This is a genomic window from Deinococcus sp. KSM4-11 (genome assembly GCF_004801415.1).
Lineage (GTDB): Bacteria > Deinococcota > Deinococci > Deinococcales > Deinococcaceae > Deinococcus.
This window is the reverse complement of the sequence record NZ_SSNX01000010.1, coordinates 101,909-122,656: the sequence shown is the minus strand read 5'-3', so window position 1 is coordinate 122,656 and position 20,748 is coordinate 101,909. Positions and strand designations below refer to the sequence as shown.

At 63.4% G+C, this 20,748-nt stretch carries 25 protein-coding genes and 1 pseudogene; 15 read left to right on the top strand and 11 right to left on the bottom strand.

The window, feature by feature from the left end:
* Window positions 1-49: 49 nt before the first annotated feature.
* The 3 genes from E7T09_RS20490 to E7T09_RS20485 form a co-directional block, all read right to left on the bottom strand.
* Complete coding sequence (locus tag E7T09_RS20490; RefSeq protein ID WP_168734967.1) at window positions 50-577, bottom strand: GNAT family N-acetyltransferase; 528 nt, start codon at window positions 575-577, stop codon at window positions 50-52.
* Between the two features lie 289 nt (window positions 578-866).
* Window positions 867-1,043, bottom strand: coding sequence for a hypothetical protein (locus tag E7T09_RS22040; RefSeq protein WP_168734966.1), 177 nt, complete (start codon window positions 1,041-1,043; stop codon window positions 867-869).
* On the bottom strand, window positions 1,040-1,297 hold the full coding sequence (locus E7T09_RS20485; RefSeq protein WP_136391058.1) for a hypothetical protein: 258 nt from the start codon (window positions 1,295-1,297) through the stop codon (window positions 1,040-1,042). Before E7T09_RS20485 ends, E7T09_RS22040 begins: the two co-directional genes overlap by 4 nt.
* Before the next feature lie 281 nt (window positions 1,298-1,578).
* Between E7T09_RS20485 and E7T09_RS22505 the strand changes: the two genes are divergently transcribed.
* Both E7T09_RS22505 and E7T09_RS20480 read left to right on the top strand, forming a co-directional pair.
* Entirely contained in the window at window positions 1,579-1,704 is a 126-nt protein-coding gene (locus tag E7T09_RS22505; RefSeq protein WP_255578460.1) for a hypothetical protein, read from the top strand.
* 217 nt (window positions 1,705-1,921) lie between these two features.
* Window positions 1,922-2,224 carry a WGxxGxxG family protein gene (locus E7T09_RS20480; protein ID WP_168734965.1) on the top strand — a complete coding sequence of 101 codons (303 nt, stop codon included), beginning with the start codon at window positions 1,922-1,924 and terminating at the stop codon, window positions 2,222-2,224.
* Between the two features lie 78 nt (window positions 2,225-2,302).
* Here the strand turns inward: E7T09_RS20480 and E7T09_RS20475 are convergent, their stop codons facing one another.
* Window positions 2,303-3,175 (bottom strand): hypothetical protein, encoded by an 873-nt coding sequence (locus E7T09_RS20475; protein WP_136391057.1) that lies wholly within the window; start codon window positions 3,173-3,175, stop codon window positions 2,303-2,305.
* A 197-nt stretch (window positions 3,176-3,372) separates the two neighbouring features.
* On the opposite strand from E7T09_RS20475, the gene E7T09_RS20470 reads away from it, so the two are divergent.
* Entirely contained in the window at window positions 3,373-3,609 is a 237-nt protein-coding gene (locus E7T09_RS20470; protein WP_136391056.1) for a hypothetical protein, read from the top strand.
* 21 nt (window positions 3,610-3,630) lie between these two features.
* Window positions 3,631-4,056, top strand: coding sequence for a response regulator (locus E7T09_RS20465; RefSeq protein WP_136391055.1), 426 nt, complete (start codon window positions 3,631-3,633; stop codon window positions 4,054-4,056).
* Window positions 4,057-4,138: 82 nt separating this feature from the next.
* On the opposite strand, the gene E7T09_RS20460 is transcribed toward E7T09_RS20465, so the two are convergent.
* Window positions 4,139-4,843: a trypsin-like serine protease gene (locus E7T09_RS20460; protein WP_240741917.1), complete on the bottom strand. Its 705-nt coding sequence runs from the start codon at window positions 4,841-4,843 to the stop codon at window positions 4,139-4,141.
* A gap of 114 nt (window positions 4,844-4,957) precedes the next feature.
* On the opposite strand from E7T09_RS20460, the gene E7T09_RS20455 reads away from it, so the two are divergent.
* Both E7T09_RS20455 and E7T09_RS20450 read left to right on the top strand, forming a co-directional pair.
* Window positions 4,958-5,425 (top strand): response regulator, encoded by a 468-nt coding sequence (locus E7T09_RS20455; protein WP_240741916.1) that lies wholly within the window; start codon window positions 4,958-4,960, stop codon window positions 5,423-5,425.
* An 82-nt stretch (window positions 5,426-5,507) separates the two neighbouring features.
* Window positions 5,508-5,957 carry a response regulator gene (locus tag E7T09_RS20450; RefSeq protein WP_136391054.1) on the top strand — a complete coding sequence of 150 codons (450 nt, stop codon included), beginning with the start codon at window positions 5,508-5,510 and terminating at the stop codon, window positions 5,955-5,957.
* A gap of 347 nt (window positions 5,958-6,304) precedes the next feature.
* Here the strand turns inward: E7T09_RS20450 and E7T09_RS20445 are convergent, their stop codons facing one another.
* Window positions 6,305-9,298 carry a PAS domain S-box protein gene (locus E7T09_RS20445; protein WP_136391053.1) on the bottom strand — a complete coding sequence of 998 codons (2,994 nt, stop codon included), beginning with the start codon at window positions 9,296-9,298 and terminating at the stop codon, window positions 6,305-6,307.
* Window positions 9,299-9,637: 339 nt separating this feature from the next.
* Between E7T09_RS20445 and E7T09_RS20440 the strand changes: the two genes are divergently transcribed.
* The 8 genes and pseudogenes from E7T09_RS20440 to E7T09_RS20410 all read left to right on the top strand — a co-directional run bounded on the left by E7T09_RS20440 (window position 9,638) and on the right by E7T09_RS20410 (window position 13,674).
* Complete coding sequence (locus tag E7T09_RS20440; protein ID WP_136391052.1) at window positions 9,638-10,030, top strand: hypothetical protein; 393 nt, start codon at window positions 9,638-9,640, stop codon at window positions 10,028-10,030.
* The gene (locus E7T09_RS22035) at window positions 10,027-10,182 is read left to right on the top strand and encodes a hypothetical protein (RefSeq protein WP_168734964.1); all 156 of its coding nucleotides are present in this window, start codon (window positions 10,027-10,029) and stop codon (window positions 10,180-10,182) included. Before E7T09_RS20440 ends, E7T09_RS22035 begins: the two co-directional genes overlap by 4 nt.
* On the top strand, window positions 10,179-10,577 hold the full coding sequence (locus E7T09_RS20435; protein WP_136391051.1) for a hypothetical protein: 399 nt from the start codon (window positions 10,179-10,181) through the stop codon (window positions 10,575-10,577). The genes E7T09_RS22035 and E7T09_RS20435 overlap by 4 nt, the downstream gene beginning before the upstream one ends.
* Before the next feature lie 432 nt (window positions 10,578-11,009).
* A complete protein-coding gene (locus E7T09_RS20430) occupies window positions 11,010-11,699 on the top strand; it encodes a Type 1 glutamine amidotransferase-like domain-containing protein (RefSeq protein ID WP_136391050.1) in 690 nt (229 codons plus the stop codon).
* Between the two features lie 130 nt (window positions 11,700-11,829).
* Window positions 11,830-12,102 (top strand): hypothetical protein, encoded by a 273-nt coding sequence (locus tag E7T09_RS20425; RefSeq protein WP_136391049.1) that lies wholly within the window; start codon window positions 11,830-11,832, stop codon window positions 12,100-12,102.
* Between the two features lie 85 nt (window positions 12,103-12,187).
* Window positions 12,188-12,349: a hypothetical protein gene (locus E7T09_RS22030; protein ID WP_168734963.1), complete on the top strand. Its 162-nt coding sequence runs from the start codon at window positions 12,188-12,190 to the stop codon at window positions 12,347-12,349.
* 76 nt (window positions 12,350-12,425) lie between these two features.
* A pseudogene (locus tag E7T09_RS22385) lies at window positions 12,426-13,043 on the top strand (SOS response-associated peptidase).
* 181 nt (window positions 13,044-13,224) lie between these two features.
* On the top strand, window positions 13,225-13,674 hold the full coding sequence (locus tag E7T09_RS20410) for a response regulator (protein WP_136391046.1): 450 nt from the start codon (window positions 13,225-13,227) through the stop codon (window positions 13,672-13,674).
* 402 nt (window positions 13,675-14,076) lie between these two features.
* On the opposite strand, the gene E7T09_RS20405 is transcribed toward E7T09_RS20410, so the two are convergent.
* The 4 genes from E7T09_RS20405 to E7T09_RS20390 form a co-directional block, all read right to left on the bottom strand.
* Window positions 14,077-14,505, bottom strand: a complete 429-nt coding sequence (locus tag E7T09_RS20405; RefSeq protein ID WP_136391045.1) for a response regulator — start codon at window positions 14,503-14,505, stop codon at window positions 14,077-14,079.
* 40 nt (window positions 14,506-14,545) lie between these two features.
* Window positions 14,546-14,758 carry a hypothetical protein gene (locus E7T09_RS20400; protein WP_136391044.1) on the bottom strand — a complete coding sequence of 71 codons (213 nt, stop codon included), beginning with the start codon at window positions 14,756-14,758 and terminating at the stop codon, window positions 14,546-14,548.
* Window positions 14,759-14,972: 214 nt separating this feature from the next.
* Window positions 14,973-16,403 (bottom strand): hypothetical protein, encoded by a 1,431-nt coding sequence (locus tag E7T09_RS20395; protein ID WP_136391043.1) that lies wholly within the window; start codon window positions 16,401-16,403, stop codon window positions 14,973-14,975.
* Between the two features lie 296 nt (window positions 16,404-16,699).
* A complete protein-coding gene (locus E7T09_RS20390) occupies window positions 16,700-17,347 on the bottom strand; it encodes an NAD(P)H-dependent oxidoreductase (RefSeq protein WP_136391042.1) in 648 nt (215 codons plus the stop codon).
* 735 nt (window positions 17,348-18,082) lie between these two features.
* Between E7T09_RS20390 and E7T09_RS20380 the strand changes: the two genes are divergently transcribed.
* Window positions 18,083-18,502 (top strand): response regulator, encoded by a 420-nt coding sequence (locus E7T09_RS20380; protein WP_240741915.1) that lies wholly within the window; start codon window positions 18,083-18,085, stop codon window positions 18,500-18,502.
* Between the two features lie 127 nt (window positions 18,503-18,629).
* On the opposite strand, the gene E7T09_RS20375 is transcribed toward E7T09_RS20380, so the two are convergent.
* Entirely contained in the window at window positions 18,630-20,060 is a 1,431-nt protein-coding gene (locus E7T09_RS20375; protein WP_136391041.1) for an ATP-binding protein, read from the bottom strand.
* Between the last annotated feature and the right edge of the window lie 688 nt (window positions 20,061-20,748).

The window sequence follows — 20,748 nt, the reverse complement described above, 5'->3', positions numbered from 1 at the left end:
CACCTGCGAACGGCTAGGAATGGTTGCCCTGGGGTTCAAACGGGAGTCGTCATTCGCTGAACGTGAGGCCGTATCGAACACTGTTGATGGGCGTTCCGTCAGGGCGCACAGCCTCCGAGGTTCTGAAGTGTTCGTACTGCATCCCGAGCTTCTGCAGAACCCGCTGTGAGCGCAGGTTTTGCGCATCTGCCTCGGCCCAGACGCGGGTCAGGCCGTACGCCTCGCGCGCCCAGGTGATCACTGCCCACGCGGCCTCCGTGGCGAGGCCGCGACCCCACCATGCCCGTCCAATTGCATAGCCGAGCAGCCCGCTGCGCCTGCTCGAATCCACTTTAAGGTTGACCGTTCCGATGAGTACTCCATCCAACACCACCGCAAACGTGGGCGATGTTGTCCACGGTTCCGACATGTTCTGCGCCACGAACCGTTCTGCGTCCCGTGTCGTGAAGGGTTGCGGGATGTGGGGCAGAAACCTCGCGAACTCCGGGTCATTCCGATACGCCAGGGCGGCAGTCACATCCCCGGCCCGAAACGGGCGGAGGAGAAGGCGTTCGGTGCGGAGTTCGGTGCGCTGCATAGTGCGCCCAGCAGTGTAGGACGCCTCCGCGCGGGCACTGGAGTGTCTCTGAGCGAGATCCACCCCGCCACCGTCCATCATGGCGGTGCGCCAGCCCACCGTCCTCACAGTGATCGCCCTGCCGTTCCCAGACGGCCGCCAGGAGCAGCACGTCATCCGTGGGCGCGGTGTGCCAGGCTCCAGCATCGTCCTGGTAACTCGCTGCGACCACAACCCCTCTGCGGCCCGGCCAGCGGGCCAGGAAGGCCACGTGCCTGGGCAGCGCGACCCTCGGCACGTCCGGCAGGCTTCAGTTGGCCAAGTCGACCTGGCCCCGGTACCCGGTTCGACCGCCCGCGCGCAGGAGGGTGACCTCACCAGCGGGCGTGGCTTCCTCCTCCACGAGTGACCACGGTTCCTGGAAGATCTGAAACAGCCGGTCCTGACGCGTGGTGTCGGCCACAGGGCGGATGGCCTGAATGCTCACCCCACATCCTCCAGATCCAGCCAATCCAGAGTGAAAAAGGCGGCGTGAATCAAGGAGCGTATTTCGTTGACGACGATGTGAGACCACTCCCCGGTGTACTGCGGCATGGGCGTGGCAATGTATCCGGTGGCCGGGCGCACCTCCAGCGTGGCCCCGTACTCGTCGCTGAGGTGCCGGCGCAACTCGATCAGCGCGTCGGGAACCACGTCCCAGTCGCCGGGCACATGCAGCAGGAGGCCGGGGCGGTTGGTCATACCCAGATGCTAGAGGCGAGCCGGGGTGGGGAGTGTAATGGCCTTCATCGAGGCGGCGTCCAGAAAGTCTTCGGAGATGACCCGGCCCCGCTGCCTCCCGTGTCTGTGAACCCTGGTGGCGGAGACAACGCCCTGGGCCGCCCAGCGACGGACGCCGACTTCGAACCCAGCTTCAAGCACCAGCTGCTGGATCCCAGGCCCATGTAGCGGACGACTTGCGCCTGCCTTTATCTGTCCGGTTAGTCAGATGGAGAGAGATCATTCCGTGGCACGATCCGTTGATGTCGAAGGATCTGCCCCCCTTTCCGTTCGGTGATGCGCCTCCCTGGCTGATCATCGCGCTGATGGTGCTGGCGCACATCCTGTTCGTCGCCTTGATCGTGCAGGGCATAAGCGCGTCGCCTTGACGGCTGCGCGTGTTGCCAGCACACTCAAGCGCGTCCCCACCCCTGTAGCACAGACCGTGAGGACGCTTCATTGCTTTGCTTCTGGCGCACGAGCAAGGCGGCGGTCCAGCACGCGCCCTGCCAACGATGAATTAGTTGTAAGGATTGCCACAATGCTCGCCCAGTCATCTTGCCGGAACTATCACGTACAGCACGATTGGCGTGACAGGCTTCGGACATGACGACAAAAACACGTATGACGCTCCTGGCCCTGACTCTGGCCATCGCCCCCGTGTCCGCTCAGGCGCAGAGCACGGATACGACCACGCCTGCGGACACCAGTACGACTGCCACGCCGGCTGACACCAGTACGACAGATACGACCGCCGCTCCGACCACTGTCACCACGACCGAGAGGCGTGGCACCGACTGGGGCTGGCTGGGCTTGCTCGGCCTCGCGGGCCTGGCCGGACTGCGGCGTCCGGAACCCACGCGGGTCGTGACGACCGATACCACGCGTACCACGGCACCCCCCCGCTGAATCCTGAACACCCTGCACCGCCCTGCCCTGGCTAACGCAAGGGCAGGGCTTTTTCTGTCAGCCAGGAGCCTCCGCTCCCTACGCGTCTTCCTGAGGATCTCGCTTCACTGACGTCTGCCCCGCTGGCACGCCACCCAGCTCCTCGATGCGTTCCTGGTTCGTTGCGGCCGCCCCCTCCAGCTCCGCGCGGCGCTCACCTGCCCCCTGTTCCTGCGCCTCCAGGTCGGCAATTTGCGCCAGATCCCGAACTTCGGCGGCCTCAAGCACCTCGATCGTGCGCTGCGAACTCTCGGCGGCGTCCTCCAGTTGCCCCTTTTGGTCGGCGTGACTCTGACCGTCCGCTTCCAGCTGGCGGATCCGCGTCAACGTCTGGGTCTGTAGATGTTCCAGGTTGACCAGTTCCCGCTCCGTGCGCTCGTGCTCCACCGCTTCAGATCGCAGCGCTGCATCGGCACTCACCAGTTGCAGCTTCCTGATCTGCTCGGCGTTTGTGGTCTCGCTGATGGCCGTGACAATGAGGTGTTCAAGTGACTTGGCCTGCTGCTGCACCAGGGTGCCCAGGGTGGTCAGCAGCCCGGCACTGATGTCCTCCAGCGGGGTGCCCCGCACGCTCGTCAGGGTGCTCTGGATGGCCAACCGGAGATGGTCTGCCGCCTCGATCTGAGCGTGGCCTGACCTGACGACCTCCTGCAGCTTGCCGGCATGGAACTCCGCCTGCTCCGTGTCGAACTTGTCCGCAGCGTCCCGGAGCTGGGTCTGCGTCGTGATCACCACCTGCCGGAGCGACTGGGTCAGGGCAATCTGTTCGCGGCCGGCACTAATGATCTGTTCGAGGGCCTCGGCCTGGGCGAATCCCGCCGCCCCGACGTGATGACGGGCCGACACTGCGGCATGACGTTCGGCAGCGGGGTTGAGCGCACGCGGCCCTTCACCTTCGGGTGACTCGGTCATGGGCTCAGTTTAGGCGGATGGATGGCCGGTTCACCCTGGGATTAACGCCCAGCTGGAGCGATTCGGGGACAGCGTCCTTGCCCGACACGGTCATTGGCCCTGCCCTGTCTGACGGTGGGGACGAGGAGCGGTGTAGTGCGGGCGGAGCGTTGCTTCATGTAGCCCTTGCGTGCTTGCGGCACTCCCTACACTCGGGCATGGATACAGCCGAGCTCGACCGGTGGCGAGCTTCACTCCCCACGAACCGAGACGACCTGATGGTCATCCTCGAACAGTTGCAGGCGGATTGGCTGGAGGCGCAGGTGGCCTTCACCGCGGCCGTGCGGCTCGGCACCGGGGAGGTCATTCAGCAGGTCTTGACGACCCTCGCCCAGCAGATCCAGATCGTCGAGCAGCACCTGACCCACGGTGACGCCGCCACAGGTGAACCCTGACCCCCTATCATCTCCGCACGTATGCCTCCTTCCCTGCGCGTCCTGCTGGTCGATGACAATCCGGTCGATCTGGATCTGGCCCGCGAGGCCTTCAGTGAGTACGCGAACCACGTGTCCCTCACCACCCGGCAGAGCGGCGCGGCGGCCCTGGCGTGTCTGCGCGATCCACATGCCGAGCGTCCGGACGTCGTGGTGCTGGATGTCAACATGCCCCTGATGAGCGGGTTCGAGGTGCTGCGAACCATCAAAAGTGACCCCATTTTGCAGAACATGCCGGTGGTGATGCTGTCGACGTCGACCAATCCGGCGGATGTCGAGCTGGCGTACAGCCTGTTCGCGAGTTCGTACCTGGTCAAGGAGACGAGCTTCCCGTCTTTTCTGAGGGAGGTGGAGGATTTCGTGCGGTACTGGCGGCGGTGTCAGGTGATCCGTCAGGCCGCCGATTGACGAGTGTTGAGCTTCCAAGTGGAGTGATCAGCTGAAGTGCCCCGCCCTGGCGACTCCCAGAGGCGGGGCACTCGAGCTGCCGTTATTTCAGGTAGGGCGTCACGAAGTTCTGGGCCAGTGCCGTGTCCATCCGGAACATGAAATCTGTGCCCTTGCAGTTGGGCGTCACGCTGAACGAATTCACGGCGGCCACGACGCTGGTGTTGTTGAACAGCGTTGGGCCCCCAGAGTCCCCGTTGCACGTGCCGCCCCCGCCATTCCCAGCCCCAGGATTGTTGGTCAGCTTCACGCTCTGACTTCCGCTCGTCGTGCTGCTGACCTCAATGAACCGTTGCAGGCCCTTGTAGCGAGCGTAATCATCCGGAATGGGCTTGTTGCTGGTGGGCGGCGCCTTCCCCAGCAGGCCATACCCCACCGGCTCGAACCGTTGTGCCTTGAGCGTTGCCTGAGGCGTCGTGTCGAAGTACCCGAGGGGCGGCAGGCGCCCGTAGGTCGTCCTGGTCACAGGCTGACTCAGGATCACCAGGCCCACATCGAAGGTATTGGGAAACGCCGAGTAATCGTCGTACATGGGGTGAGGGATGACCTGCGTTGCCCGGATCCAGTTCGCTGCCAGCCATGCGGAGGTGGGCACGAAGTAGTCGCTGATGGCGTCCTCGTCGAAACGCACCCACGTTTCATCGTTGGCCTGGCCGCCGGCGCCCTCCACACAGTGCCCGGCCGTGAGCATGACGGTCGGCGTGAGGAGGGTGCCGGTGCAGCTGAAGTACCCTTCGCCGTTCTGCACGAACAGCAGCGTGCTCAGCTCAGCCCATTCCTTCGTCAGCCCACCCCAGGAAAACCATGCAGCCAACTCTGACGTGGATAAAAGGAGATTCACCGTCCAGGCTAAACTCAGGAAATGCCCGATACCGTCCCCGCTGTCCACACGCTCTCCATGGGACGACCCCTCCGGGTACTGCTGGTCGATGACGCCCCCACCGACCGCGAACTGACCCGCGAGGCCTTCACCGGCCACAAGCGGGCCGTCATCATCGATACCTGCGCCAATGGCGAGCGCGCCCTGTCCTTCCTCCACGCTCCCGACACCACGCTCCCCGACGTGATCCTGCTCGACCTCAACATGCCCGGCCTGACCGGCTTCGACGTCCTCGCCCAGCTCAAAGACCATCCCAGACTTCGGGCGATCCCGGTCGTCATCCTCAGCAGTTCCAGTGACACGGGCGATATCGACCGGGCCTACAGCCTGCACGCGAGTTCCTATCTGATCAAGGACGTGGACTTCCAGCGCTTTATCGAGCAGATCGACGCCTTCGTGAACTACTGGGTGCGCAACTGCACCCCGGTCCGTCTCCGCAAACTGAACTGAACCCCCGGCACCGTGCCACACAGCAATACTTCATGAACCCAGCGGTAAGGCCCGTGGGCGAGTCGGGCAATTACTGTGTGGCATGCCCGATGCAGACAGCCATCCCAGGGTGGCTATCCAATCCCGCGTCCTGAAGGTCCTCCTCGTCGAGGACGATGCCAGCGCTGCGGAACTCATGGAGGACGTCTTCGCTCCGCATACCGACTCGGTACAGCTCGACATCATTCCGAACGCCGACCAGCTGTTCACCCTTCTCCAGACGCCCGGATCCTCGCTCCCAGATGCCGTGCTGCTGAATCTCCATCTGGAGGGTCGTCCTGCGCTGGAGGTGTTGGCTGACCTCAAGCGAGATCCGGTGCTGCGTCGCCTCCCTGTGGTGGTCCTGAGCGGTACGGACGATCCGACCGAGGTGGCCAGGGCGTACCAGGGCCATGCGAGTGCGGTGCTGGTCAAGTCGTCCGGGATGGATGTCCTACAGGCGCGGATCAACGCGTTTGTGGACTTCTGGCGGTACAGCAGGCTGCCTGGATGAGGTCGACAGGCTGAACCCACTGCGTCAGCTCCGTCACAAGTCGAGCTCGTCGATCACCTGACCATGTTCGACTGACACCCCAGGATGTGCAGTGCTCGCTTCCAGGAAAGGACACGAGCATCTTCTTTCCCGGCCGCGTTCACCCAGAGGTTGCTACGCTCCCGATCCCGCAGGCCGCACTGAACAGATCGCCCTAGGTGGAACGTACTGACTGCTGACTGTAGGATTTACGTCTAGCCCTGAGCGCTCGCTGGCCCTGCCCCGAAACCGCCGAGTAAACGCCCACTCCGACGCCAGCGACTGACGAGCCTACAAGGGTCGTGACCGTGGCTGGCTCAGCAGCGTAATCAGCCGTCCACCTGCATCATGGCTGTGAAGGTGCGAATGATCTCGGGGTCGAAGTGACGGCCCGCCTGATCCTGCAGGTGCGTCAAGGCGCGCGTGCGGCTCCACGCCTGCCGGTACGGGCGATCATTGGTCAACGCGTCGTAGACATCCACGATCGCGAACGCCCGCGCTGTCAGCGGAATCGCCGTTTCCCGCAGGCCATGTGGATACCCGCTGCCGTCCCATTTCTCATGGTGATACTGAGGAATGTCCATCGCCGGGTGCAGGAAGCGAATCGGGGACAGGAGCTCCACCGCGTACCCGGGGTGCTTCCGCATCTCCACCCATTCCTCTTCGGTCAACGGCCCCGGTTTGAGCAGGATCGCGTCCGCGATGCCCATCTTCCCGATGTCGTGCAGCAGCGCGCCGCGCTGGACATGCACCAGATCCACGCCCGCCACCCCCAGGGCGCGGCATAGCCTGACGGTCATCTCGGTGACCCGCCGGGAGTGCCCTTCCGTCTCCTTGTCACGCAGATCCAGGGCGCGCGCCCAACCCTCAATGGTCTCCTGGTACGCGAGACCCAGTTCCAGGTTGCTGCGTTCGAGGCCCAGGAACAATTGCGTGTTCTCAACAGCGATGGCCGCCTGTCCCGCGAGGATCTGCAGCGTCGCGAGCCAGTCCGTGGCCTCATCAAATGGCTGACGACGGAAGACTCCAAGAACCCCAAGGCTTTTGCCCTTGGCGCTCAGTGGCACGGCCGCGTACGCACAGAAGCCTTCACGGTCTGCCCAGGCCTGTCGGATGGCGGGAAGTGCTGCAGCGCGCAGGTCGTTGACGATCACCGGCTCGCGGGTCAGGGCCACCCGGCCGGAGAGACCCTGGCCGAGCCGCGTCGCCGGCTCCTGGGGTAGGGGCGCTGTGAAGCCGCGTGTGGCGGCATAGGTCAGGGTCATGGCATGCGTGTCGAGCAGTTGTACCGTGGCGGCGTCCACCTCCACCTGGGCCACGACCTCGTCCAGCACAACGCCCAGCGTCATGTAGAGGTCGGGACTGGACGTGATCGCCGCGTCGATCTTGTGCAGGCCGGTCAGGTGCTCGAGTTTGCGCTGCAGGGTGATGTTGAGCTGCTGGATCTGCCGCTCCGCTTCCCGGCGCCCAGAGATGTCGTGCGCGATCTTCGACACGCCCACGACGGTACCCTCACTGTCGAAGATCGGCGCGATGCTCAGCTGCACGGGGATACCACGCCCCTCCCGCGACAGCCGGGTGGTCTCAATCGACGGCGAGTATTCGCCCTGGGCCGCGCGGGCCAGGAGGGCGCGTTGTTCCTCCGCCAGTTCCAGGGGCACGATCGCGGTGATGCGCTGCCCGATCATCTCGGTGGCCGCATAGCCGTACATGCGCTCGGCGCCGCCGTTCCACGACTGGATGATGCTGTCGAGCGAGAGGCCAATGATGGCGTCTGGGCTGGCCTGGACGATGGCCGCCAGGAAGGCTTGGGCCTCATCTGCTGCCCGTCGGGCGGTGATGTCGCGCGCGACGCCGTAGACCACGCCATCGAGCAACTGCACGGAACTCCACTCCAACCACACCAGTGAGCCGTCACGGTGGACGTAGCGGTTCTGAAAGATGCCGTTCTCTCCAAGCGTGTCGGGATGAGTCACGACCTGCACTGTCCGGGGCCGGTCATCAGGGTGAACGAAATCAAGGTATGGCCGACCGGACATGACGTGTGGCGGGTAGCCCAGCAGCCGCTCCGATGCAGCACTGACTCCCAGGAAGCGGCCCTGCGCGTCCACGGAGACGATCATATCGGGGGACTGATCCAGGGTGCGCTGGAGTTCCGCGGCCGCGTGGCGGGCAGCCTGCTCGCTGGCCTCCAGCTGCCGCTGGGCGCGGCGTTCCTGGCTCACGTCGCGCACCATACTGAGCATGCACTCCTCACGCGCCAGCGTGATCGGCAAGATGGTGGTAACAGTGTCGCGCAGCTCCCCAGATTTCACCCGGAACACCATCTCGCGGTCGATCAACGCTCCACGTTGCTGTAGAACACTCACCAGTTCGGTGCGCTCGCCGGGCTCCGGCCACAATTGCAGGTCTGTGGAGGTGCGGCCGATCACCTCCTCCCGCGTGTACCCGCTGAGGTGCGAGAACGCGGGATTGACCTCGATGAACTGCCCGTCGCGGAGGCGGGTGACCGCAATGGCGAGCGGACTGGCCGCGAAGACCTTTGCGAAGCGCTCCTGGCTTTCCCGGGCTTCCTGCAGAGCATGGCGCTCAGCGGTGACGTCGCGCATCAGGACGGCCACGCCGTCATTGATGGCGTACGCCGTGGCCTCCAGATCCAGGTCGAGGAGATCGGAGTGCATGCTGATGTGCTCGGTCACGCCGGTCTCCAGCACCCGCGCCGCGGCCTGGCTGGTCGGGGTGAGGACGGCGTCCGGGCTGAGGACGGCCAACGGCTGACCGATGATCTCACTGGGCGGGTGCCCGAATCTGGCCGCCGCGGCTGCATTGGCATAGGTCACGGTTCGGTTCCGGTCGCACGAGATAAACGGGTCTGGCAGGTTGTTCAGGGTGGCCAGCAACCGCTGGCTCGCCTGTGAGGCCTCCCAGCGCGCCGCCTCCCGCGCCGTGACGTCGTGCTGGAACCCCATGACGTGCGTCACCTGCCCGTCCTCGTCGCGCAGGGCACTCAGGGTGACCTCGCACAGGAAGAGCGACCCGTCCTTGCGGTAGTTCCGCAGGATGGCGGTGACAGGCTGCCCGGTGGCGATGGCGTGGCGCAAGTCATGCCGGGCGGACTGATCACGATCTTCACCCTGCAGGAAGCGGCAGTTACGCCCGATGACCTCGGCGGCACTGTACCCGGTCAGGTGTTCAAAGGTTGGGTTGACGTAGATCAGGGGGACGTCGTCCTGACGGGCATCGGCGAGTACAGCACCACTGACGCTGGCATCCAGGACGCGGCTGAGAAGGGCCGCGTCCACTCCCTGCAGGGGTACGTTCACTATCGGGAGACCATGAAGCGATATTAATGCACCACTTACTATTCGACAATATAAAAAATCACCTTCTTAATACATCGCCCCTATTTTCTAAATGGCTGCCTGTTTGCTTTAGTCAGGGCAGCAGTTGTATCAAGGTGTTGACAATCGATTCGATCGATGTCTTGAAAATGTCTTCAAGCAGCACTCAAAACCGGGAATTTCACCCTAGAAGACCCCAGGCTGACCCAAGCGAAACGCAACGCTTCTCAACCCTGCACACGGCGGTGTCCGTCGCGTTCATCAGGGCCTGTCCGACCGGAGAGGTGGTGACGGCGAGGGTAGCACCCAAGCTCAACAACCATGGATACCGCATGGGGTCGGTGGTTCGGCTGGGGTCGATCATCTGCAGGATTTGCTGCTTCACCCGTCACGGTCAGCCTGCGCGAGTGCAGCACCCTGATCACCTACTGGTTCGACAGCACCGAATGCCACCGCACCTCCTACAGCTTCGAGGAAGCCCTGGTGGACGCCGCACAGTACATCGCCGAGGGCACGCCTATCCGGAAAACAAACCGCACCGGCCCCATGGTCTCCCGACTGGTAGAGGGCATCGGCGCCTGCCACATGACCTTCCAGGTGGACATCGATCCGCACGCCCTGCTGGATCCGGAACCCACCCCGCCCGCCCTGGCCCAGCTGGACACCGCCCGCGCTCGCCTGCAGACCGCCCAGTACGCCGGGAGCCGCGCGTGAACGGCGATGAAGTGCAACTGCACGTCCACCGGGACGAGGAAGGTCGGTATGAGGTGGACGCCGTGTACCGGGGCGAGCAGGTCGGATTGGGCATCAGCTGGTTCCGCGAGGACGCCCAAGCCCAGGCACTGGAAGAGCAGGTGTCCGCATGAGCGTCATCCTCGTGATCAAGCTGGACGGCCAGACCGTCAGCCTGGACAGCGGCGACCCGTTCACCAGTGCGCGGCACTTCGGCGGCGGCAGCATCGACCGCCTGCCGGATGCCTTCCACCTCCTCGAGCACGACGAGGTCTGGCACCTCGACGACTGGCACGGGCAACCGGTGAACCTCTCCGCCTCCCGGCTGATCGGCCTGCGGGACGACTACGAGCCCCTGCGCAGGACGGTCGTGCTCACGCCCCTGCCCGATGGCCAGGACTCCCGCGTGGAGCGTGCCCACCAGCGGCAGTTCTTCGGCATGCTGGACGCGGTCAACTCCGGGTTCTGCACGGCCCCCGAGGCGCAGAGCGGGATGCTGATCCATGTGAAGGACTCAGGCGCCGCCTGAGACTGGGAAGAGCGTTAACGTGCGCCCACACCCCATCAATCCTTGTGCCACAATTACGCCATGAACAAAACACCGGCCTTCCGTTTCGTGCCACTTACACCCATCAAGGTGAAGACCGGCAGGAATACCAGTCGCCTGAGCGAGTGGAACGCCGACAAGCTCGGCACATTCCTCCAGGCTAGGCTCACCAACGCCATGTCCCCGGCCCTTAGTGACGCTGATGTCCGGGTCGTCGTGACGCGGCGCCCAGACGTCCAGTTCGAGGGGTGGACGCCCGACAAGACGAGGTCAAACCCCTGCAGGAAATGATCGGCGAGGCGATGGGCGAGATCCTGGCAGACATCGATCCCGAAGACGACCTGCAGGCTTGACCGCGCTGCCAAGCACTGTTCTGAGCTCCAAGTGGTCGAATTCGTATCAAGGAGAGAACCCGTGAAACTACTGCTCACCTCCGGCGGCATCACCAACCCGAGCATCAAGGGCGCCCTGACCAGCCTGCTCGGCAAACCGATCACGGAGTCCACAGCCCTGTGTATTCCAACCGCGCAGTGGGGCCACCCGATGTGTGGGCCAGCCTCGATCCGGCGCTTCATCACCGACCAGACCCCAGCGACCATGAGCGGCCTGGGCTGGAAGTCGGTGGGCGTGCTCGAACTCACCGCGCTGCCGAGCCTCAGCCGGGAGCGGTGGGTGCCGTGGGTTCAGGACGCCGACGTCCTGCTGGTGGATGGGGGCGACGCCACGTTCCTGTGCCACTGGATGCAGGAATCCGGGCTGGCGGACCTCCTGCCATCGCTGTCCGAGACCGTGTGGGTGGGAGTGAGTGCCGGGAGCATGGTGATGACGCCGCGGATCGGTGAGGACTTTGTCCACTGGCCGTCGGCGCGGGATGACCGCACGCTGGGGGTGATTGACTTTTCGATCTTCCCGCACCTGGATCACGCGATGATGCCGGGGAATACCCTGCCGGCGGCGGAGCGGTGGGCAGCCGGGATGCCAGGGCCCTGCTATGTCATTGACGACCAGACGGCCATCCAGGTGGCGAACGGTACGGTTGAAGTGATCTCCGAAGGCCAGTGGACACAGTTGACCCCCGAGCGCTCAGTGGAGGTCAATGGCTGAAGTGGCGGATCGGGGCATCCCATCATGCTGTTCTCCCCTGAATGGGGTGCGTCCGGTTCACAGCTGAAGCTGGCGGGCTCCAGGTCAATCCGGCAGAGTCCACCCATCCTGGCAGTCCCAGATTCCTGGTATGGACGAAGCGCGCCCAGTGCTGCTGCTGCTGGTGCCCGCAGACTGGGATGTGGTGCCAGCCGCGCTCACTGAGCTGCGCCGGTGCCTGGGAGAGGACTACGGCGCGAGCCTGCTGCTGAGGATGAGCAGCGTCCCGCTCCGGTCTCCCATGCCGATGTACGTCGGATACTGGCCCAGGGATCTCCAGCGCTTCGCCCAACGGGATCTGCGGCCCCAGATCGCCGAAGCGTTCTCCTCGCTGGCCTGGATGGAACTGGACGAAGCGGGATAACCCTCTGGAGCGGTTCATGTCCACCCCATCCGAGAGGTAAACAGTGTAGGTGCGGGCGAGCGCGACGCTCGCCACGGGAGGGGCAATGGCACGCCAGACGGGACTGATGCTGTTGGTTATTGCGATGGTACTGGTCATTGTCGGCATGGATCTGCTGTTCTTTCGCGGTCAGTTCTGGGCGCGCCTGCTGGCCAACATAGGGACTGTGCTGGTCTTCCTCGCGTTCTACCTGCGATTCTGGACATAACGCGGCACGTGGCCTCGGGCGGAAGCAATCTTCCTGCGTCACCATGCGGCCATGAGCAAGACCGGCGTGGAGGTGGGTGGACGTGTGCGGACGCGCGGACGATAACCTCGGCCTGATCGGCTGGGAGACCCTGAACGACGTCTTCGGCCGTCAGGGCTGGGAGCTGGAGACCATGCGGCACGAGATCCGCCCCACCGACCCGCTCCGCATCGTGCGCCGGACTGGTGGACGCTTCGAGGCGGCGTTCGGCCGCTGGGGCCTGGTGCCGCACGGCATGGGGTTGGGCGAGGCCAGAAAGTTCGCGTCCTTCAACGCCCGGATCGAGACCGTGCACGAGAAGCCGATGTTCCGCACCGCGTTTCAGACCCAGCGCTACGTGATCCCGATCGCCAGGTTCTGGGAGTGACCCAGCAGCGCGGGTGTGAAGACCAAGGTTAGGATCGCCCGCCAGGATGCCAAGCCCCTCCTGGTCGCGGGCTTGTGGAACTGCGTCGAGACTCCGGATGGCCCACTGGAGTCCTGCACCATCGTCACGCGGCCGTCCACGCCGGATCTGGTCGACGTGCATGACCGGAGGCCGGCCCTGCAGCTCAGCAAGGATATCGACGTGTGGCTGGACGGTGCACCGCACGAGGCCCGCGGCGCGGCCCTGACCAGCTGGCAGCCGCGCATCCTGCAGGTGACCCCAGCCTGATGGGTCGTGTCTGGATACGGCGAGAGCGCCCAAAGGCGGCGCAACTCGAAACAGCACTCGAACCCTGAGGCGACACCCACCCGCTCTCAAGGGCTGTAACAACGCGGAAATGCAGTTTTGCTACACCAAGACAGGCCAGTCGGAAACGCACTGGTGAAGAACAATGAAGGTACGGTGTCCTATGCAACGACTTCGAATTCTGCTCGTCGATGACAATCCCGTTGAGATCGAGCTGGCTGAAGTTGCCTTCGCTGAGCACCAGGAGGTCGCACGGTTGGTGACGCGTACAAGCGCCCGTGCTGCTCTTGAGACGTTGTGCGACGTGTCAGTCGACATGCCAGACGTGGTGGTGCTGGATGTCAACATGCCCTTGATGTCCGGGCTGGAGCTCCTGCAGGTCATGAAGTCTGACCCGATGCTGCAGGACATTCCCGTCGTCATGCTCTCGACGTCTGCCAGCCCGATGGATGTCAAATTGGCCTATACCCTGCACGCCAGTTCATACCGGGTCAAAGCCCACAGCTTCCCCGAGTTTCTGAAGCAGGTGGATGACTTCCTGCACTACTGGTGCCGCTGCCAGCTCCCGCGTGAACGTCCCAGGGCAGCGGGTGGGCCACGCGCACCCGCCTGACTGAGCCGGCCAGGCCGCCTTCCATCGATGGGGCGCCCAGGCGAGCATCCTGGTCACGCTGCGCCAACGCCTGCGCGCAGGACGTGGCCTCGAAGCGTTCCACGTGGCCGCAAACAAAGGCAGACTCCATGTCCTCGATGATCAACACCTGCGAACGTTCATCCACCATGTCACTCACCAGCCAGATTTCACGGACGACATCACTCGGAAGACCTTCGTATTCCTGGTCACGCACCACATCCGGCCGTGGAGCGAGGCCCCGCCCCGTGAGTTGGTCGGACGCATCCGAGACGGCATCGAGCTGTTGCGGCACGGTTCAGGTTCCTCCTGACAGAACACCGCCCCACCCCGACATCGGCCGGGGCGGTATGGGTTCGAACCAATGAGGAACTCGACGCCTGCTCAGTCCGCGACCTGACGCGCGACTTTACACTGCTCCCAGTACCGCACGAAGGCCTCCACCTGGTTCTGGAAGGCATCGAGGCTGGCTTCCTTCACCAGGTAGGAACTCGCAAACAGTCGGTAGGCCAGTTCCGTATCCAGTGGGTTGGCCGACGTGGACAGCATGACCACAGGGATGGTCTGCAGGGCTGGATCACCTTTGATGGTCTGCAGCACCTCGAAGCCGCTCATCAGGGGCATGTGGATGTCCAGCAGTACGACGTCCGGACGCGCGTGCGCTGGGTCACGGAGGTACGTCAGCGTGGCCGCCCCGCTCCCCAGGGTGGTCAAGTGCGTATGCTCAGACTGTTCACTGAATGCGGCGTGCGCCAGTTCGAGATCAACTGGATTGTCATCGACCAGCAGCACCCGCAGGGAGGTGGGCTTCATTCGCCGATGATAGTGATCCTGATCCCCCCTGGAAACAGGGTTATGACAGCAGGCGATCCTCGATGATCCTGATCTGCTGGCCGAGAACGGTGATGACCTGATGAATGATATCTCCACTGCCGTGCTGGATGGCTGCGAGCAGGGCCGCCTCGGCCTCGATCCAGTCCGCCTGTAACTGTTCGAGAATAAGCTCCAGTTCATCCCGGTCGGTGGGGAGCGCAGATTGCCACTGCTCGAGCTCTGCGGCGTCCATGGCTCAGTGTAGGAAGCGGCCCAGCCGCCCTGACGTTCCATGAAGCAACGCTCCATCGTCCTGAGCAACGGAAATCCAGCTTGTCCCAGCATCAGCCATGGCGGTGATGGGTCAGAGCTGTCCGATAGTCCGGGAGCACGCCCCCACTGGCCTGATAATGACGAACATCCCCGCCCTGGCTGATGCTAGGGCGGGGTAGGTCATACGGTTTGGTTCAGTCGTAGTGGGTTTCGATGTTCAGCGTCTGATCCTGCGTGGGCGTCACCGTGAAGGTGTACTGCCCACTTGGGAAGCCGTAGAAATCCGTGTATCCAGTGTACTGGGTGGCTATGGCAAGGGGAGTGCCACTGGGATCCGTCGCCGTCACCGTCGCGTACCCATACACCTTGAAGTGCAGCATGCCCTGGTTGGCATCCGCATTCACCTTGAAGGTCAGCGGCACCCCGTTCATGACGTCAAATGCCTGGTAGTAGTTCCCGTAATCTTCCGGTGTAATTTCGATGGCGCTCTGCTTCTCCACCGTCACGCTCTGGGACAGCCGGGTTTCATTCCCGCTGCTGTCCTCCCCGATCACTGTCACGTCCGCCGTGCCCACGTTCGTCGCGCCCCACGGAGCCGTCCACGCGCCCGTTCCATCAGTGATGACTGGTGCCACGCCGGGGACCTGTTCCGCAGAATCGGTGCTCGCCACCAGGTTGCCGTCCACGTAGACCCGCAGGTTCTGCACCTGCACGTCGTCCGTCACCCTCCCGGTCAGCAGCGTTGCCTGGTTGGTATAGGCCGTGCCCACGGGTGCGAACGTCACGCTCGGCATCACTGTGTCGATCGTCATCATGTTCGTCTGGATGGTCTTGGCGAACGACAGGCTCACCGGCTGAACACTGGCGGTGTCCGTCGCGCCGTTGTACACCCAGGCGGAGAAGTTCGCCGTGACATTCAGTTCGGCATCGCTGGCGGTACCGCGCGCGGTCACGTTCACGCCGATCTTGCTGCCCGCACCGTTCAGCACGCCATCGGTGCTGTTGCCCAGGCTGTAGGTCACGGGGCCGATGTCGCTGGTGGGCACGGTCGCGCTGAGGCCCTGCACGGGCGCTGTCTTGAGGTTCAGACTCAGGTTGAAGGTGCTGTCCGTGTACAGTTCCGCAAGGTTCATCGCCGGGGCGAGCGCGCTTGAGGCTCCCTGGAAGACGGCGTGGGACTTGAGCCGGATCACGCTGCCGGTCGCGTCCACGGACGCCTGGTTTTCGGTGCTGGGCCCGTAGCCGAGCAGCACAGCACTGGTGGCGTCGTCCTTGACCTTCGTCTCGAAGGAGTAGGTGCCCTTGGGCAGCAGGAGGGTCTGCGTGAACTCGTTGGCCTGGCCCAGGGTGAGCGTGGTGGCGCCGTTCCCGGTGGGATCGAAGGTGGTGCCATTGAAGGCGACGATGTGCCCGGCGTTGTCACGGATGGTGACGTCGTAGTGGGCGTTGGGGACGTCGCTGGTAAAGCCCAGGGCGTGCATGCCCTGGGTTTGACGCAGGGTGGCGGCACTGAGGTTGACCTTGACGAGGGCGGCCTGGGGGTGGGGGGCGGTGGTCTGCTGGCAGGCGGCAAGCAGGGCGGTGAGGGCAGTGAGGGCGGCAACGCGTTTCAGGTGCTTGGGCATGACGGCTCCTTCCAGGCCACGTGGGTGGGCTGGGGGTTCTGACCTGGCATCAGACAGGATCAGCGAAGGGCGTTCACTGGCAGTGGTCTGCGCGGTGGGGGTCAGGGATGAACGGGTCAGTTCACGCTGGGACTATGGGCCGCTGTGCCTTACAGCGACCTCACAGATTTTTCGTGCCACACGTGGTCTGTACCACATCATGACCTGCCGGTCACCTTGAGGGTGGAGCGACGGCGGCAAGTGTAGGCATCAAAAAACCCCCGCTCCCGGCACAGGCCGAGGCAGGGGCAGGTCATTTAGGCCTGCGGCAGCGGCTGTGCACACGCCTGCGCGAGCACCTCCGTCCGCGCGGCCGCCGCCGCAAAGATCGACTCGTTCTGATTCGGATCGATCCCCAGGCCCTCCGCAAAGACCGCCTGCACGTCCATCACGCCCAAAAACCCCAGAAAGGCCCGCAGGTGGCTCACCGAATGCTCCAGTACCTGACCGGAACCCTCACTCCACACGCTGCCCCGCGCCTCGAGAATGACCGCCCGCTTGCCGCTCGTCAGGCCGACCGGCCCCCGCACGGTGTGCTGGAAGGTCTTTCCCGCGATCGCCACCGCGTCCATATACGCCTTGACCATCGGCGGATAGCCGAAGTTCCACATCGGCACCGAGAACGCCACCAGGTCAGCCGCCAGGAACTGATCCACCAGGTCGCTCAGCCGCCCCACCTTGTGGGCCTCGTGGGGATCGAGTGTCTGCTGCTGCGCAAGCTTGCCCCAGCCCACCATGATGTCGGCATCGATCAGCGGGATGTGATCGGCATACAACCTGAGGCTCTCGAAGCGTGCGGTGGCATCGTCACGTTGATAGGCCTCCTGGAAACAGTGCCCGAGGCGCAGGGAGTAGGACTGCTCGAGGGGTTTGGGGTTGCCATTGACCATGAGCACGCGTGTCATAGCGCCTCCCGCAGTCAGGAGGGACAGCGTGCGGCCGCCATCCTGCCCACCACTCACTGCTCGGGGGATGACGGTTTCAACTGGAGTCCCGTGAGTGCTTTACCTTACTCCTGAAACAGACGGGCCGCGTGCACGGTTTGGCGCGCAGGCAGCCCACCACAGACGGCGACCTTGAACCCCTTCCGGCACAGGCCGAGGCGGTGTGCGCCACCCCCTGAAACCAGAGCCCTCGACTCCTGCAGTCGAATCGGGTTGCCGACGGCTGTGGCAAGGTGTTCGCTTTGAGGCTGCGCAGAAGCGTCAGAGAGGCAGGCGGCCTGAAGTTCAGGCCGCTGCCTGTACCACTGTGCGCCAGACTTCGAACGCCTGTTTCTGCTGGTAACGACGATGAAGAGTGGGAACGGTGCAGCGCGCCGGGTGGTGGAGATTTGTGATGCGGGCGTGTAGGTCGAGAAACCCCTGTGCCCGTCGCCGTGACCTGAACCCGCGTTGCTGGCGCTCGTGTCGGCGTGTGGAACGATGGGACTGCTCTACGCTCTGGATCCGGCAGTGCCTGCGATGTGATCACCACGAGTTGCCAAGGCGTCGTTCAAGGCGGCCGGCACCACCGCAGTTCGCTTGCCAGATGCTGGTGTGACAGTCCTGTGTCAGTTCGGGGCTATTTTCGGTATATGCCAGTTCTGTCGCCTATCTGGCTGCCTGTTCATCTGGTCAGCCGTCATCAGGAGCGTTTGCATGATACTTCTCGTTGAAGATGATCCGAACGATGTCTTTATTGCTACCCTGGCCTTCGAGGCGACCGGGCTCGACACGGAACTGGCAGTGACCCAGAATGGACATGACGCTCTGGACTTCCTGCAGCGCTCTGGTTCCTATGCCCAGCGGCCTGCTGGATCTCCCCAGCTGATTCTCCTTGACCTGAATATGCCCCGTATGAACGGCTTCGATCTGCTCAAGGCCGTGAAGCAGGATGAGCTTCTCGCTCCCATTCCCGTCGTGATCTTCACGACCTCAGATGCTAAGCGGGATCGGGCGCTCTGTGCCACGCTGGGTGCGGACGACTATCTCGTCAAACCCAATGATTTCCAGGATCTCATCACGTTGGTCACTGCACTCACCACCCGCTGGGTACAACCAAGTCACCTTGCCATGTAAGACACAATGACGTGTGGTTCATCAACTGTGACAGCGCCTGAATTCAGGTCAGGCCGTGGGCAAGCTTTCGCTTCCAAAAGCACATGACGACGCGTTCATGGGTGTCCTTCGCGGCGTGGTTGTCGCCTTAGTCTGCTGGCAACGTTGAGACAGGCCACGTGAAATGGAAGACGCTGCCCGTTCCGAGTTCCGAGTCCACCCACAGCCGGCCTCCTGCACGTTCCACGATCTTGGTACTGATGGCGAGCCCCAGTCCGCTTCCCTCAAAGTGCAGGGCAGTCTGCAGCCGCTCCAGCATTCCAAACACCTGGTCGGCGTATCTCTGGTCAAATCCCATTCCATTGTCTTCCACCACGAAATGCCAGACCTCGGCGTCGAGGGTGACGCGAACACTGATGACCGGGCGCCCCTCCTCGCGCCGGAACTTCAGCGCATTCCCAATCAGATTGCGCCACAACTGAGTGAATTCGAGTGGGTCGGCGTGAACGGTGGGGAGTGGGGCGACTGTGACGAGCGTCTCGGTGGCACCGATGAGGGCTGCGTATTCGTCGATGACCTCTGCCACGACCACGGCGGCATCAATCTGAACGTGGCGTTGTTCCGCCGCTCCGAGACGCGCGAACTCCAGCAGGTCGTGCACCAGCACGCGTTCACGCTTGAGGGCGTCCTGAATCACGCCGAGATACTGCTGACCCTGAACATCGAGCACATCGGAGTACCGCTGGCTCAGCAGGGACGCGTACATTCCAATGATCCGGAGCGGTTCTTGCAGGTCATGCGACGCCGCACGCGCGAAGCCTTCAAGGTCCCGGTTGGTGCTGAGGCGCTCATCGCGGGAACGGGCCATGAACGCTGCAATGTGGTTCAGGCTGCGGGCCAAGGCGACGCCCTCAGACAGTAATGGCTCGGGTACGGTTTCATCCAGGTGACCTTGGGCCAAGCGGCCTGCGGCCTGGGTCAGGTCGTTGAACATGCTTTCGAGATTTAGTTTCGCGATCTCATCGACAGTTTGCTCGACGACCATGCTCAGCGAGGCGACTGGTTCAGCGATCTGACGATCCTGGATGTCAAGGGCCGTGTGCACCGTCGCGCAAATCTGCTCAAGCTCCGCCTGGTGTTGAACTGACGTTGTGGTGTCCTGAGCCTCAGCAATTAACTGCTCAAGGTTTGCGAGCTGATCCCGGGCCGTGGCACTGATACCCTGCAGAACTTCCACGCTGATGTGCTCAACCGGTGTCACCCTGACTGCGTGGAGCGCTGCCGCCACCACGCCCTCGAGGTGGGCCACGGCGGCCAGTTGTCGGCGTGCCGTGCCCATCAGGGACTGCACCTCGGCTGGTGACCGTGTGGTGTCAGGCGATCGCAACGACGCCGCAACCTGCTGTAGGGCCATGCTGATGTCCCCCTGCCCTCGCCCGATCGTAATGATGCGTTCGAGAGCTGAACTCTGCTCAATACCCGCCTCATTGACATGACGCCGCGCCTCCCTCGCCCCGTCATGGTTGGCGGGCGTGGCTTGTTCAGTGAATACGGAAAGGAACGAGGGGTGGTCGGACATCGGGTGGAGTGTAAAGCGCCAGGGATCAAAGGTATGGTCTGACCTGAAAACAAGCAAAGCTGACTGGAGTGCGGTTGTGGGAAGTTGATGAGGAGGGTGACGCGGTGCTGAACGCTCACAAGCTCCCTGGCTGTCGGGCTCCCCTCGCTGTGATCGGATATGCCGTCTGGCTGGATCACCCCTTCACCCGGAGGTTCCGAGAGGCCGAAGACCTGCTGGAATGGGAACCTGCATCACGCGCAAATCCATCCGGACGTGGTGCATCACCTCTAGTGATCAGTTGACCCAGGGCTTGCGCCACCGGGAACCGGCTCCCCGATAAGATGCACGTGGAGTTGGGCGGCATCATTCACTGGTTGTGGCGGGCTGGCGACGATCACGGAGCCGTGCTGGACGTGTTCCTTTGGACGTACGGGACACCGAGGCGGCTACGTCTATTTCCTCGCGCCATCTTGGAACAGATGACGTTCCAGAGATCATTTATACCGACAACCTGTTGAGCTGTGGTACAGCCCAACGACAACTTGCCGTGCTCTAGAGTGTGGAGCGCGTCTCCACGGATCGAAGCAACAACCTCGTAGAGCAAGCACGCCGTTCAACTCGACAGCAGGAACGGCAGCAACGCGGGTTCAGGCGACGACTGGCCCATGGGTTTTTCGACGTGCCCGCTCGAGTTTCGAACCTTCAC